Genomic DNA, 14,488 nt, shown 5'->3' on the forward strand with positions numbered 1-14,488 from the left:
AACTGTTACGTTAGGTAAATTACCGGAAGATACCATTACCCTTCCACAAGAAGACGTAATTTCGACAACAGCGCCCGATGAAAGCACGAGCCCTCTTACATCTGATAGTAGGGAGCAAGACAACACGGCGATTGAAACTGTTACGTTAGGTAAATTACCGGAAGATACCATTACCCTCCCACAAGAAGACGTAATTTCAACAACAGCGCCCGATGAAAGCACGCCCCTCCTTACATCTGATAGTAGGGAGCAAGACAACACGGCGATTGAAACTGTTACGTTAGATAAATTACCGGAAGATACCATTACCCTTCCACAAGAAGACGTAATTTCAACAACAGAACCTGTGACGGAGCTAACTGCTAATGTCATCGATTTTGATCTTCCGTATGAAGATTTGATTCTTCCATCAGCTGAGTCTGATTCATCTGAATTAGACAGCGACGAGACGCTACTTTCTGGTTCAAATAACCAAATAGCTGATATATCAAAAGAAGGCAGTGGGGATATTAATGCACCTTCTCCCACTGAGTCTGAAGTACTCAAAACTGCGATGGATAAGCTTCCACCTTTAGATATCTGATAAGGTAGTTTCTTCTCAAAATCGATAATATATACATAAGACCCTGACATAAATTTCAGGGTCTTTCTTTTTGCCCTTCTAACATTTTTGAAAATATTCTCAGTTTCAGCATAAGTTAATTTAATACAGTATACAGACTTTTTGTTTTGTAGACTTTGTTACGCACCATAAAGCTCCTCACCTCTTTGATAAATATAAGGGTTTCGTATTTCTTTCAACTCCGTATAATAAGATGTTCAGTTATCAGTCCCCATAGTTTAATGGATAAAACAAGGCCCTCCTAAGGCTTAGATGTTGGTTCGATTCCAGCTGGGGACGCCATCTTTGCTAAATCCGCTGAATCACAAGTCAAAGTGCCTGAACACCCTTCTTTTTTTACAAATATTTTCGTGTGTTTCGCTTGAATTTCAATCTGTGTAAGCAATACTCTTTTAAACAGGAGAACATGATGACTTTTGATTTTCCCTCACCCAATGGTGACAATAGCGAAGCTGAGGCTTGCGAAGACACGCCCTTTACTGAAGAAGAATGGGAAGCTATCAATGCCCTCTCTGAACCTGGTGCTATTTTTTAAAAGGTGATTTTTAAAAATTTATCCCCACATTTATACCGTTGTCGGTCAGTTCTTTATTTTTTCTAAAGCGCTATTTAACAATGTAGATCGACAGTTCTTTAAGGACGTATGAATAGCCAAGCAATAACGAGAGTGAGGGGCAAATGGGCCAATTTGAAAGCGACGATATCGATTCGTTTTTTGCAGAAATGCAAGATGTAAAACCAATTGCATCAGATGATAAGGCTTTATTACACGACCCTGAAAAGGCGCTCGCCGAAAAACAAAAACGTGCAGCAAGGCAGCTAAGTGTTCGCGACAAACTTGCTAACCCTTTAAGCATGGAAGGCGTTAAGCCTGTACCACCTGATGATTTTATACATTTCCAGCAGCCCGGCATTCAAGACGGCGTATTTAAAAAACTTCGTCTTGGGAAATACCCTTTAGAGACCAATATTACGCTATCAGGAAAGACGCTAGAGCAAAGCCGCGACCTGATTTATAGCACTATTAAATCAAGTCACGAGCAAGGGGTTCGTGCCCTACTCATTAAGCATGGAACGGGGGAAAACAGTAAACCCTTTCCGGCATTAAAGAAGAGCTATGTTAATCATTGGCTAAAAGAACTTGATGAGGTGATCGCATATCATACGGCGCAACCCATGCACGGCGGGTTTGGCGCAACCTATGTGTTGCTGAAAAAGCATCCTCAGCAAAAATTGATCAATAGAGAAAAGAATAAAAAGGGATAAAATAACGGACAAGTTTTTTAGGCTTCGACAATGGATTTGTCCGCTTTGTTTTAGGCTTTTTTCACAAGCAGCAACACACGGAAAACTTTTTAATAGCCCATAATGATTAACGCCCGTATCAAGCAACTTGATACGGGCGTTAGAATTTTTCTTTCAGACTACTTAACTGAAGACAGCACACTTAGCGTTGTTGGAGCTTCGGCAGACTTCGCAGATGTGCTAAAAACAGCAGTTACGAACATCAGCACTACAGCTACAGCCACTCCGGTTAAGCCAAACCCTTTTGAGGAACGATTCATTGGTCGTCTCTTATTATTTAAACCAGCTCGCAAATGCAGAATACCGGTACAACCCTAACTCAACTCCTGTAACCTAATTGCATTCCCTGCGTGCACTACAATAGATCAGTGACAACTTGATGACAAGAGCAAAAACCAGATTTTTGACACTTTAACAAAGGTTTGACGCCTATTTATGGTATGCGCATTTATTAAACAGTATTTTTATAGAAAATAAACAGGGGGTTTCCCCCTGTTTATTAAAAATCACACAGTTAACTAGCCAACAAATTTACGGGCGTTTCTAAAGATTCGCATCCACGCACCGTCCTCTTGCCATTCATCTGGACGCCAAGAGTTTGCAACGGCTCTAAATACACGTTCAGGGTGCGGCATCATAATAGTGCTGCGCCCATCTACAGACGTTAAACCAGTAATACCTTGTGGTGAACCATTCGGGTTAGCCGGGTATTGCATGGTTGGCTTGCCGTAGTTGTCTACGTAACGCATCGCCACCTGCGCGCCCACCAGTGATAACGCGTTGTCGTTAGCGAACTCAGCCTGACCTTCACCGTGCGACACAGCAATAGGCATACGCGAACCTGCCATGCCATCAAGCAGCACAGACTTAGATTCCATCACTTCAACCATTGCAACGCGGGCTTCAAATCGCGCCGACTGGTTAGTGACAAAGTGCGGCCAATGCTCAGTGCCAGGGATCAATAATTTAAGGTTCGAGAGCATCTGACAGCCATTACACACACCTAAACTGAAAGTATCGTTACGGTTGAAGAAGCCTTCAAACTGATCCCGAGCCATGCTGTTAAACAGTATAGACTTAGCCCAGCCTTCACCTGCTCCCAGAACATCACCGTAAGAGAAACCACCACAAGCAGCAAGACCCGCAAACTGTTCAAGGGTAATGCGACCTGCCAACACGTCACTCATGTGTACATCAATAGCATCAAAGCCTGCACGGGTAAATGCAGCCGCCATTTCAAGATGCGAGTTAACGCCCTGCTCTCTTAAAATAGCCACTTTGGGCTTAACGCCTTTGGCGATATAGGGCGCGGCAACGTCTTCGTTAACATCGTAAGATAGCGCTGCATGCAAACCAGGGTCGGCAGCATCTTGCTTCGCAGCGTGTTCTTGTTCAGCACACTCTGGGTTATCACGAAGCTTTTGCATTTCAAACGTAGTTTGCGCCCACGTTGTACGCATTGATACGCGGCTATCTGAAAGTACAGCAACGCCATCGCGACTAAACTCAATCATATCTGTGCTATTAAGCGTACCGATATCGTGAGTCAATTCAGTTAAACCGAATTCCGTCAATACTGCGTTAACTGCTTCCTGGTCGCTTTCAAGCACTTGAATAACGCCACCCAGTTCTTCATTGAACAATACAGCAATGTCGTTACCTTTAAGGCTATCAAGGTTAACGCTTACGCCTGTTTTACCCGCAAAGGCCATTTCAGCAACAGTGGTAAACAGGCCACCATCTGAACGGTCGTGGTACGCACATACCAAGCCTTTTTCGATAAGCGCCTGCATTGCGTCAAAGAAGGCTTTAAGGCGGCTAGCGGACACCACATCGGCTGGGCTATCGCCAAGCTGGGTATAAACTTGCGCCAAACAGCTCGCGCCCAAGCGATTTTTACCTTCACCCAAATCTAGTAGCAACAAGCGGCTTGCGCCTTTGTCTGTTCTAAGCTGAGGCGTCACCGTTTTGCGAATATCTTTTACGGCGCCAAACGCTGAAATAACCAGTGACAGCGGAGAAGTCACCGCTTTGTCTTCTCCGTTTTCATTCCATGCCGTTTTCATCGACATTGAGTCTTTACCCACTGGAATGGTTAGGCCTAACTCTGGGCAAAGTTCCTCACCCACTGCTTTTACAGCTTCATAAAGACCTGCATCTTCCCCAGGGTGTCCAGCTGCTGCCATCCAGTTTGCGGACAGTTTAATGCGCTTAATATCGCCGATGTTTGCTGCGGCAATGTTGGTTAACGCTTCACCCACAGCAAGACGTGCTGACGCGCCGTGTGACAAAAGTGCAACAGGCGTACGCTCGCCCATCGACATCGCTTCACCGTGGTAGGTGTCAAATGCTGTTGCGGTGACCGCCACGTCTGCCACTGGGACCTGCCATGGGCCCACCATTTGGTCGCGACTTACAAGGCCGGTAACCGAGCGATCGCCAATGGTAATAAGGAAAGTTTTTTCAGCGACAGTTGGCAAAGATAAAATGCGGTTTGCAGCTTCACTTAAGGTAATGCCTGTGTCGTCTAGTGCTGGCGAGCTTACCTCGGACGAACTTACGTCACGGTGCATTTTAGGCGGCTTGCCTAAAAGTACGTCCAGCGGCATATCGATGGGTTTGTTATCAAACTGGCTATCGTTAAGGTTTAGGTGTTGCTCTGCCGTGGCTTCACCAACCACAGCAAATGGCGCGCGCTCGCGGGCACAAATCGCTTCAAAAACTGGCAGGTTTTCTGGTGCTACAGAGAGTACATAGCGCTCTTGCGATTCGTTACACCACAATTCTAGTGGCGTCATTCCAGGCTCATCAGACAATACTTTTCTAAGTTCAAAGTTACCGCCACGGCCACCATCATTAACCAGTTCAGGCAGTGCGTTTGAAAGGCCACCCGCGCCCACATCGTGGATAAACTGGATAGGATTGTTGTCCCCTAGCTGCCAGCATGCATCAATCACTTCCTGACAGCGACGCTCCATTTCTGGGTTGTCTCGCTGTACAGAGGCAAAGTCTAAATCTTCGTTCGATTGGCCAGACGCCATTGACGACGCTGCCCCGCCGCCAAGACCAATATTCATCGCAGGGCCGCCAAGCACAATTAGCTTAGCGCCAACGGTGATTTCACCTTTTTCAATATGTTCACGACGAATGTTACCTAAGCCACCAGCCAGCATAATAGGCTTATGGTAGCCACGAACTTCGACGCCGTTAAAACTATTAACTTCTTGCTCAAACGTACGGAAATAACCTAATAGCGCAGGACGACCAAATTCATTGTTAAACGCAGCGCCACCTAGAGGGCCTTCAAGCATAATATCAAGGGCACTAACAATGCGCTGTGGCTTGCCGTATTCGAATTCCCAAGGCTGCTCAGCGCCCGGTATACGTAAATTAGATACGGTGAAACCAACCAAACCCGCTTTAGGTTTTGAACCACGACCTGTGGCACCTTCATCACGAATTTCACCACCAGAGCCTGTTGCAGCACCTGGGAAAGGTGAAATTGCCGTTGGGTGGTTATGGGTTTCTACCTTCATCAAAATGTCGATATTTTCATGATGGTATTCGTATTGATGTGTTTGAGGATTAGGGAAGAAGCGCCCTGCTTCCCATCCTTCCATAACCGCTGCGTTATCTTTGTAGGCTGAATACACGTGATCAGGCAATAACTCGTAGGTGTTCTTGATCATTTTGAACAGCGACTTCTCTTGATCTTCGCCGTCAATGGTCCAGCTAGCGTTAAAAATCTTGTGACGACAATGTTCAGAGTTTGCTTGCGCAAACATGTAAAGTTCAACGTCAGTCGGGTTTCTGCCTAGCTTTGTAAAGCTTTCAAATAGGTAGTCAATCTCATCATCGGCAAGTGCCAGGCCTAACGATACGTTTGCATTAACCAGCGCATCTTTGCCTTCGCCTAAAACATCAACACTGGTGAAGGTATTGGCTTCAGTGTGAGCAAAAAGCACCGCTGCATCGTCGGTATTAGTAAATACTGACTCAGTCATTCTGTCGTGTAGAAAGCTAGCAACAAGTGCAAAATCATCTTCGCTAAGTGCCGTCTCTGACTCGATATAAAATGCACAGCCGCGTTCTATTCGGTTGATATTTTTTAGACTACAGTTATGAGCGATGTCGGTGGCTTTAGAAGACCAGGGAGAGATAGTGCCGGGGCGAGGAGTGATAAGGAATAGAGTTCCAGAAGGTGTTTGTGCTTGCCTCGCGGGGCCGTAAGTGAGCAGCTTTTCGAGTATTTCTATTTGCTGCTTAGACAAGTCACCTTTGGAATCGACTAGGTGAACATATTCGCTATAAAGGTTTTTTACCCTAACGCCGGATTGACCCAGCTTTGCAATCAGTTTAGTTTGGTTAAACTCTGATAGTGCAGGAGCGCCTCGAAGGACCAACATATTGATTTACCTGGTTTGTTAGAAACAACGACCACCAATGCGACGCGTTGCCTCTTGGATTGATGAGTATTTCGGCGCGGATTATAAAGTAATAATGAGCAGTAAGTAACCTCATAACGCGCTTACGTGAACTTTTTTTTAAACTTAGACGGTTTAATGACAACAAGTAAAGGTCTATGCAGTCATCTGACTATAAAAAGCGATTAAAGCTACAGTTAATAATTATTTTATCTATTGCAGTAATGAGTTGTGGCGTCCCATCAGTGCCTACTGCGCTCTCATCATTATTAGAAAGAGAATCTATTCGGGTGGGCACGGTTTACGGAGCAGGCACGTTTTATAATGGCGCAGAAGGCCCTCAAGGGTTTGAGTACGAGTTACTGGCAGGTTTCGCTGATTACTTGGGTGTCACCTTAGATTTGTATCCGTTTTATAGTTACGAAGTCATGCTTGAGCAACTTGAAGAAGGCAACCTAGATATCGTGGCAACGGGTGATGCGGTTACTGATTCATTGAAAAAACGCTTCGCTTACGGACCCGCCTACCAGCACGTCGAACAAGAGCTTATTTTTCAGGCGGGAACAAACAGGCCTAGAGATCTCGCTGATTTGGACGCACCGATTGTTGCAGTATCAGGGAGTAGCCAAGCATATCTTTTAACAGATATTTTCGACGAACTGAACGAGAGCAATGAGGTCATAAAAACCAATTTGGTGACCACTGAAGACTCAGACTCAGAAGAACTACTACAACAAGTGGCTAATGGTGACATCGCGTATACTGTGGCCGACAGCAATCGTTTAGCACTTCAGCGTAGACGCTATCCCAATTTAGCAGTCGCGAAAACACTTGATGAGAAGATGCCAATGGCATGGGCTCTACCAATGAATCAAGATGACTCGGTTAAAGCTGCATTAATTGAATATTTTGGCACCGTGCATCAGTCTGGTTGGTTTACGGTGTTGGAAGATAAATATTTCGGCCATATTCGACAGTTTGATTATGTGGACAGTCGAGCATTTAACTACGCTGCAGAAACCTCACTGACAGAGTACAAACCGTTATTTCAAAAGTATGCTGGCGAGCTCGACTGGCGACTTTTAGCGGCTATGAGCTATCAGGAAAGTCACTGGGACAGCGAAGCTATCTCTCGGACGGGCGTACGTGGGTTAATGATGCTTACCTTAGATACGGCAAGCGACTGGAACGTAGACGATAGAACCGATCCTGAACAAAGTATTCGCGGTGGGTCACGTTATTTCGCCAGCTTACTAAATAGGATCCCCGCGCGTATAAGCGACCCCGATAGAACCTGGATGGCTATGGCCTCGTACAATATCGGCATGGGACATCTGGAAGATGCGCGAGTACTTACTGAAAGACAAGGTGGAAATCCTGATCTATGGGTAGACGTAAAACGCCGATTGCCGCAGCTTAGACAAAAGAAATACTATCGAACTACCCGCTATGGTTACGCTAGAGGCGACGAAGCGTTGCAGTATGTTGAAAATATTCGTCGCTATTACGACAGCTTAGTCTGGCTAGACGAACAAGGAAAAATTTAACGCCATTCATTATCGCCTCTCTTGAAAACTGTCATTTCGATGTCATCTTTATTCACTACCCTAAGAAAGAGTTAGTCAACGCTAACTCACTTTCTCAAAAGACAATATTCGATAAACATATTCAATGCGAGAAGGACGGTTAGTCTTTCTACAGCGAGAGATGAGAGAAAGGAGAATAAATGAAAAGAAATCGTTTTATGAAAAAAGGAATAAAATTGAAAAACAATAATAGACGTAGGCTTATGCTTAAACGTTGTCATCAAAAAGTACTTCAGCGTCGTAAGCTCTTTGTGACCAGTGACATGTTTACTCAACTAACTCGCACACCGAGCTAGTACTATGGGCGGCTCAACTCGCTGCCCTCAGATCTCTTACATTTACACTTCTATAAACTTCTATGTTGAACTAATCAGACTCGCCATTCTCTTCAAGTTTTTTGGCTTTTTTAGCAGCCTTTATTTCCTTTCTGCGCTTGCGGAAAAAGTCTGACAATTTATGTGCGCACTCGTCAGCTAGTACCCCCGATACTATCTCAATCTGATGATTTAGGGCTGAATGTTGAAGTAAATTCATGACCGAACCCGCTGCACCGGTTTTGGCATCTTTGGCGCCAAACACCACGCGCTTAACACGCGCATGTACCAACATGCCTGCGCACATTGAGCAGGGTTCCAGTGTGACATACAGGGTTGCATCAACAAGGCGATAATTTTGAACTTGAGAGGCAGCTGCTTTCACGGCACGAAGCTCAGCATGAGCAGAAGGGTCGTTATCTGTTATGGGCGTATTGTATCCTTCGCCAATTAGCTCGCCATTTAATACCACACAGGCTCCTACCGGCACTTCTCCTATTAATTCCGCTTTATCGGCAAGCGTTAAGGCATGTTTCATCCAATGCTTATGTTGCTCAATCTCTTCACTTGTGAACGTCTCGCATGCATCTTGAAAGGGTCGTTTAATTTGAATCGCGTTATCGTGCAGAGATAAACTACCATCATGCTTCGACGGTTCACTCTCAATTGCTAAATCCCTTTCTTCACTCTGTCTTTTTAATTCGCCAGATGAATCTTGCTGATGCTCTTCTGCGTGCTTCTGTTCTTTCGTGAGACTTGCTGACAGAGAGTTACTATTTTGGTCATTCATTCGTCAAATTTGCTATTTAAGTTGGTGAAATCTGTTAATCTTTATTTTCTACCTGCCGAGTAAAAAACCTAACACATTAAAAAATAATGACTTTTGTCACTTGGCAATGTACTTGCAAACTCTCATTATAACACTGCTGAAGTGAAGGAATTAACTGGTTACATTTTTTACCAAAAATGTTGAAAAATAACCGTTATATTGCCAAAAGCCTAGCAGGATTTTCTCAATAAGTAGTTAGATCGAATTGACTAGATATACAGGTGAATTAGACAACTGAACATATTTTCACCTACACTGTTTTAAAGCCATTTGTGAGGGATACCACCGTGAATATGACCGCGATTGCAATAGTAGCTATTTGTGCTTGGGCACTTGTCAGTATTGTCGATAGTGCAAAAGACAAAAGTAGAAAAAAGCTTAACACTAAAGAAGTCGATGCTTACAAAAAAGAAATTGCTGATTTGAAAGAGCGCGTATCAGTGTTGGAGAAGATTGTCACCGACGAACGCTACGACTTAAAAAAGCAGTTTGCGGACTTAGAAAAAGACCGCGTCGCATAGGTCACCTCAAACTTGTCTCCCCGCCAGCGCGTTAACTTAAACCGCGCGCTAGCTCCCTTCTAACAGTTTGCGCTCTGCCCGCTCCACCCGTCGAGGTTTACCCGAAATCACGAGGACGTCGTGAGCTTGTAAGATAGCGTCCTTATCGGGGTCTTTTACTTCGTTGCCGTCTCGTCTCAACCCTTTGATTGCCACCCGCATTCTAGAGAAATCTATATCTTTGATTGCTTTTCCGATACACGATGCGTGTTCAGACAGCACAACCGCGTGAATAAATTCTAGTTTATCTTCTGTGCCATAAGTGATTTCAGTGGTTTCTCCTGGATAAAAGCCGTGCATGTGATCGTAACGGCCTTTCCTTTCCGCTCGAACGCGCTTTAAAATACGTGACATGGGAACACCGGCATAATGCAGTACTTGAGAAACTAGCATCAAACTTCCTTCCTGAAGTTCCGGAACCACTTGATTAGCGCCAGCGGTATACAAACTATCAAGTTGGTAATCTCGCTTTGTTCTCACCATAACATCCGTCGTCTCGGTAATGCTTCGTGTTTGGGTGATAACTTGCTTCGCTTTATCGACTTGATCAAAGGTAACTAATACGAGTTTGGCGCTTTCTATATTGGCATTAAGCAAAATATCTTTTTGACTAGCGTCACCGAAAATAACGGGCTCCCCAGCGTTTCGACTCTCGTGTACTCTCACAGGATCCATATCAATGGCGACAAAGTGAATACCTTCCATTTTCAGCATTCTTGCCACCGACTGCCCTACTCGACCAAAACCACATATCACCACATGGTTAGTGAGTTGAGCGCCCGCATTGTGACTAATATTATCGTCAAAAGATAAGTCGTTATTAACGATGCGTTTAGCAATGGTGACACTATTGTTCATTAGCCAAGGTGTTAGTGCCATACTGATTACGCCCATACTCACGATGAGAGATGATTGTTCTGATGTGAGTACACCATGTGTAGTGGCGAGTGCTGCAATAACAAAGCTAAACTCTCCGATCTGACATAGCTTAACGCCTGCTGACCATCCATCTATGGCGTCTGTTTTAACCAATAAAGAAGCGACTCTTACGAGTACCACTTTGGTGATCATAAGTGCAAATACACCGAAAACAATTTCAAACAAACTGTCCCATAGTACGGTTAGCTCTAACTGCATTCCCACTGTCACAAAGAACAGCCCCATCAATATGTCTCTGAAAGGGCGTATATCAGCTTCAAGCTGGTATTTGTACTGGCTCTCTCCGAGCATCATGCCGGCCAAAAATGCGCCCAATGCCATAGATAGCCCGAAATAATAGGTTAACCCTCCTGCCAGCAATGCTATGAGAATAGTGGTCAGAACAAACAGCTCGTCTGTTCTGGTTCTCGCTATTTCTCTAAATACCCAAGGAAGTAACCACTTACCTACAGACATTAAAAATGCAATAACGAAAACGCCTTTGAGTAGCGCTTCACCGAGGGCAAGCGCAATGCTCACTTCACCGGTTTGAGCTAGGAGGGGAATGGCAATTAAAAATGGAACAACCGCTAAATCTTGAAAAAGTAAGATACTGACAGCGAGCTGCGTGCGACGGTTATTTAGGATCCCCATTTCTGTGGCTTGTTTAATGACAATCGCCGTAGAGCTAAGGGCGAGCGTACCGCCTATGATTATTGAAGCGCTCATTGAAATACCGAAAAATAAGGGGATGCAGGTAAAGACAGCGGTAGTGAAGACCATTTGCCCTAAACCTACCCCAAATACTAAAGAGCGCATGGCGAGTAATTTAGGTAAGGAGAATTCTAGCCCCAAGGAAAAAAGCAGAAAAACGATGCCGACTTCGGCCAAGAGGTGCATTTCCTCTGGGTGTGCGAACACCGAAAGGATCTGCGGTCCAGCCAAAATACCAGCAAATAGGTAGGCAAGAATAGGAGGGAGGTGAACACGTTTAAATAAAGCGACAGCGCATACCGATATAAACATCAGTATCACAACATTTAAAAAGCTTGTTCCCACATTACCTCCGAAAATTTAATGAATATGCTATGCAATATCGCTACAGATTTTTGCGGTTTTAGTATCGAGTAACTATCGTATACCCAATATTAAATCTAACCATATGTGTGTATTGTTGTGGGCTGTCAAAAAAGCCACGTAAGATTAGTATCCTCACATTTATAATAAAAAATCAAACCGCTTACCTTTATTGGCACTTGTTTTGCAAAAACCTTTAGTACAAATGCAGATTCGGCAAGTTTTGCCATTGTGACCGCCATAAAACCTTTCAAAAATTGAAAGCTAGGCCACAGGAACGTCAGGGCTTTGACGCTTGTTTCTTTGCATATCAACGCATTTTGTATAGGGGCACTACTGTGGATTTTTCAACCTCGGTCTACGATAGCACACAACACAATAGCTTTTATCCTGCTGAGAGCACTGCAAGTTCACTTACATTTAGTGAACTATCAGGCTTTGTCACACAGATACTTTCCACTCTTGAACTTCAAGAGCTAGGTGGCGTGTATTTCCAGCAGCTTAATATGCTGCTGCCAGTCATCGGGTTTAGCCTATCTGATTTTGACTCTCGCTGGGTTTATGGCAATGCGAAAATATCGTCAACGCTGATTGATTTGCCTTTGCAAGGTGCCAACGCTATCAATGGCGAACAAGCACACGCGTATTATTACATTAGTTCACCATTGTCGTTATCGCAACGGGAAGCGCTTTTCCAACTCCATGATTTATTTGGAAAACAGGTTAAACACGCGCTAACTCTTGCGCAAGTTCAGCAGATGGCGACAAAAGACGCGTTAACAGGTTTAGGCAACCGAGCAGGATTTGAGCAATCTATGACAAGACAGCTGGGCTGGGCCCAGAGGCACGATGAACCCTTTGCTCTTTTAGTTATAGATTTAGACAATTTCAAGTACGTTAACGACAACTTCGGCCACGGCGAAGGTGACAAAGTTCTGGCGCATGTGGCATCGCACCTATCGAGAATGCTGCGAGACGAAGATGAAGCATTCCGCTATGGCGGCGACGAATTCTGTTGCTTGCTAGATTGCCAAACACAGCTTCAGCTTGCCTGTGCTGCACAGCGCATTCAATCGAGCATAAACAGCTCTAGTTATTTGGCAGGCTTAGAAGTATCGACAAGTTTAGGCGGAGCTATCTACCGAGACGGTGATACAGTCAGCAGCATTTTCGACCGCGCAGACAACGCGTTGTATCGCGTCAAAAATTCAGGAAAAAATAGCTATCAAGCGGCATAGGTTTTTTAAGCCATAAAGCGGCAAAATACTGCCGCTTTCGCCTCTATCTCTTTCCCAGTATACCAGCCTGAGGTACCCCAAAGCTTCTGTGCTTTAGCTTGAGTATTGCAGCAGCTAGGTATGCGATAAATGCTGAATTAAACGCTCCTTTCAAAGCACCATTAGCGAAAACAGCTTTTTTAGTTGGTGTCGTTTAACGTGTTAACTAAAATGTCTTAGTCTGATTTGAAAGACACATGGATACGCTGGTCTCTGGGTTGTAAATAAACACATTCCCCATTAACAATTACCGCAATAGGTTGGCTATTTAGGTAAATAACCGGCGCACCATTTCGCTCCCATCGCGGAATACGCCACACCTTGAACCATTCCTTCAATGGTTTAGATACACTAGCGTGCTCAGGCTTAATGCGAAGGTTACGAGCATTGGTTTGAAACCTAACCATGTCGTCCTCTTTTGGCTGAGTTAAAAAAACGGTTACCGACCCGTTAAGCCAAGGAAGATGATTGTCAGTATTGAGATTTAATGTGCCATTTGCGTCAGGTTCATGTGTTGTATTTGCGACCCAATAGAGGTCTTTATCAAACCGAATCACCTTTCCCCACTTGAAGTTAACTTCAGGCGTCGCATCATGCTTCGCGTTTAACATCGATAGTACTTGGTCAGCTTGTGCTTTAGACGGTGACAGTTGGCGTTGCGCATTAAACCAGGCACGTATAACCATGGCTTGCCAAGGTGGTGACAAAGAGGCGAGTTTTTGACCGTCTAGCCTTAACTCTGTGCGCTTACAATCCTCATAAAATGACTGGGCCGAGTCAACCACAAGCGCGCTCTGCTCTGCACACAGCGTTGCACTGCGCCCCACTGTTTTAGTTAACTGGGGCCAGCGATTTAATAAATGTGGAATAATCTCGTTTCTTAAAAAGTTTCTGTCAAAACTATTTTGCTGGTTAGATTCATCCTCAACCCACTGCAGCATTTCATCCTCTGCATAGGTGACTATATCAGCCTTCTCTAATGCCAACATAGGGCGCATGATGAGCGTTTTGCCGCGGTATTGCATTTCCCCCATCCCAGCTAAACCTTGTGGACCAGCGCCTCGTTTCAACTGCAGCAAAACGGTTTCAAGCTGATCTTCTGCGTGCTGACCTAGCAGCAATACGCCGCCTATTTGCTCACAAACCTCAAGTAGTGCGTTGTACCTTACTTTCCGCGCCTCGGCTTCTAGACTCTTGCGCGCACCGGTATTCACCTCTACACGATACAAGTGAAACTGTACATCTTCGAGACGACATTGCAATTCACAATGACGTGCCCAGTTGTCGGCGTTCTCACTCAAACCATGATGTACATGCACCGCATGGACAGGCGCATTAAATTGTTCGCGATACGCGATTACGGCTTGTAACAGAACAGAAGAATCAACACCGCCGCTATAAGCAACAACGAGAGGGGTCTGCAAAGACATGTCAGCTTCGCTTAGAAGGTGCTCTATACGATTAACGACATGTTCGCTTACTGAGAAAATTTGGCGGGACACTTACCGATATGCCTCTTAATCTTATGATCTTAAAAAAGCCAAGGGGTTGGTTACCTTTGGTAAACAACCCCTTG

Annotated in this window: 11 protein-coding genes and 1 tRNA gene; 7 read left to right on the plus strand and 5 right to left on the minus strand. The window is 44.7% G+C overall.

Annotation, left to right across the window (positions count from 1 at the left end):
- The 4 genes from C6Y39_RS18815 to smrA all read left to right on the plus strand — a co-directional run.
- A partial coding sequence (locus C6Y39_RS18815) for a hypothetical protein (RefSeq protein ID WP_167390678.1) occupies positions 1-583 on the plus strand: 583 nt, incomplete at its 5' end.
- 246 nt (positions 584-829) lie between these two features.
- Positions 830-904, plus strand: a tRNA-Arg gene (locus tag C6Y39_RS16130).
- A 127-nt stretch (positions 905-1,031) separates the two neighbouring features.
- A complete protein-coding gene (locus tag C6Y39_RS18995) occupies positions 1,032-1,157 on the plus strand; it encodes a hypothetical protein (RefSeq protein ID WP_276309307.1) in 126 nt (41 codons plus the stop codon).
- A 143-nt stretch (positions 1,158-1,300) separates the two neighbouring features.
- Positions 1,301-1,888, plus strand: coding sequence for a DNA endonuclease SmrA (gene smrA / locus C6Y39_RS16135; RefSeq protein ID WP_105932262.1), 588 nt, complete (start codon positions 1,301-1,303; stop codon positions 1,886-1,888).
- Positions 1,889-2,046: 158 nt separating this feature from the next.
- On the opposite strand, the gene C6Y39_RS18820 is transcribed toward smrA, so the two are convergent.
- Both C6Y39_RS18820 and purL read right to left on the minus strand, forming a co-directional pair.
- Positions 2,047-2,187 (minus strand): hypothetical protein, encoded by a 141-nt coding sequence (locus C6Y39_RS18820; RefSeq protein WP_012517588.1) that lies wholly within the window; start codon positions 2,185-2,187, stop codon positions 2,047-2,049.
- A 258-nt stretch (positions 2,188-2,445) separates the two neighbouring features.
- The gene (gene purL, locus C6Y39_RS16140; RefSeq protein ID WP_105932263.1) at positions 2,446-6,333 is read right to left on the minus strand and encodes a phosphoribosylformylglycinamidine synthase; all 3,888 of its coding nucleotides are present in this window, start codon (positions 6,331-6,333) and stop codon (positions 2,446-2,448) included.
- Between the two features lie 176 nt (positions 6,334-6,509).
- Between purL and mltF the strand changes: the two genes are divergently transcribed.
- Positions 6,510-7,898, plus strand: coding sequence for a membrane-bound lytic murein transglycosylase MltF (gene mltF / locus C6Y39_RS16145; RefSeq protein WP_105932264.1), 1,389 nt, complete (start codon positions 6,510-6,512; stop codon positions 7,896-7,898).
- 405 nt (positions 7,899-8,303) lie between these two features.
- Here mltF and tadA read toward each other — a convergent pair whose 3' ends face one another.
- Positions 8,304-8,810, minus strand: a complete 507-nt coding sequence (gene tadA, locus C6Y39_RS16150) for a tRNA adenosine(34) deaminase TadA (protein WP_105932349.1) — start codon at positions 8,808-8,810, stop codon at positions 8,304-8,306.
- Between the two features lie 563 nt (positions 8,811-9,373).
- Here tadA and C6Y39_RS16155 point away from each other — a divergent pair.
- Complete coding sequence (locus tag C6Y39_RS16155) at positions 9,374-9,601, plus strand: hypothetical protein (RefSeq protein WP_105932265.1); 228 nt, start codon at positions 9,374-9,376, stop codon at positions 9,599-9,601.
- A gap of 48 nt (positions 9,602-9,649) precedes the next feature.
- On the opposite strand, the gene C6Y39_RS16160 is transcribed toward C6Y39_RS16155, so the two are convergent.
- Entirely contained in the window at positions 9,650-11,617 is a 1,968-nt protein-coding gene (locus C6Y39_RS16160) for a monovalent cation:proton antiporter family protein (protein WP_105932266.1), read from the minus strand.
- A gap of 356 nt (positions 11,618-11,973) precedes the next feature.
- Between C6Y39_RS16160 and C6Y39_RS16170 the strand changes: the two genes are divergently transcribed.
- Positions 11,974-12,873: a GGDEF domain-containing protein gene (locus C6Y39_RS16170; RefSeq protein WP_105932268.1), complete on the plus strand. Its 900-nt coding sequence runs from the start codon at positions 11,974-11,976 to the stop codon at positions 12,871-12,873.
- A gap of 215 nt (positions 12,874-13,088) precedes the next feature.
- On the opposite strand, the gene tilS is transcribed toward C6Y39_RS16170, so the two are convergent.
- Positions 13,089-14,414, minus strand: a complete 1,326-nt coding sequence (gene tilS / locus C6Y39_RS16175; RefSeq protein ID WP_240618919.1) for a tRNA lysidine(34) synthetase TilS — start codon at positions 14,412-14,414, stop codon at positions 13,089-13,091.
- Between the last annotated feature and the right edge of the window lie 74 nt (positions 14,415-14,488).

Source organism: Alteromonas gracilis (genome assembly GCF_002993325.1).
In the GTDB taxonomy this organism is placed as follows: domain Bacteria; phylum Pseudomonadota; class Gammaproteobacteria; order Enterobacterales; family Alteromonadaceae; genus Alteromonas; species Alteromonas gracilis.